We start from the raw sequence: 611 nt of genomic DNA on the forward strand, positions 1-611 counted from the left end.
TTATATGGCGGATCAATATAGATACATTTAACCTTGTTTTCATATCTTTTAAGAAGAGAAGCTAATACTATTAAGTTATTTCCCTTAATGATTAAATTATCTTCTTCATTAAAATCAGTGATATTTTCAATGCCATCTTTTGTATATTTTTTAATATTTGTAAAAACCTTAGGAGCTAATAAATTTGTTATTTGATCACTAGCTAAAATATCATTAAAAAAGATTTCTTTTCGTTTTTGATCATCCTTATCTTGACCACCAACTAATAAGCAATCTTTAAAAGGAAAATCAAGCACAACTGATTTGTTTCTTGCAACATATTCATCGTTGCAAGTTAGTCCAATATTGTTCATGTATTTAGTATATGAATCTGGTAAAAATTCTTTAGATTCGATTAATCAGACAAACTCTTTTTTATCAAAGACCAATACACCATTTACGTCTTTGAAAAATGCTTGTTTTATTTTCTCATCAGATAGCAACAATTCTAATAATTCTTTTTTTGTTTCATATGCATCAGATATAATCTTAGCTTTAAGTAATGTTTTATCTTCTGCTACATAATCCTTATTTTTAAGTAATAGATCTTTAATTTGATCAAATAGATTATT

At 25.2% G+C, this 611-nt stretch carries 1 protein-coding gene; it reads right to left on the reverse strand.

Going from position 1 to position 611, the window contains the following annotated elements:
* The coding region (locus UDIV_RS04155) for a site-specific DNA-methyltransferase (protein WP_231428095.1) at positions 1-611 on the reverse strand (611 nt) is incomplete at both ends.

Source organism: Ureaplasma diversum NCTC 246 (genome assembly GCF_000731915.1).
Lineage (GTDB): Bacteria > Bacillota_I > Bacilli_A > Mycoplasmatales > Mycoplasmoidaceae > Ureaplasma > Ureaplasma diversum.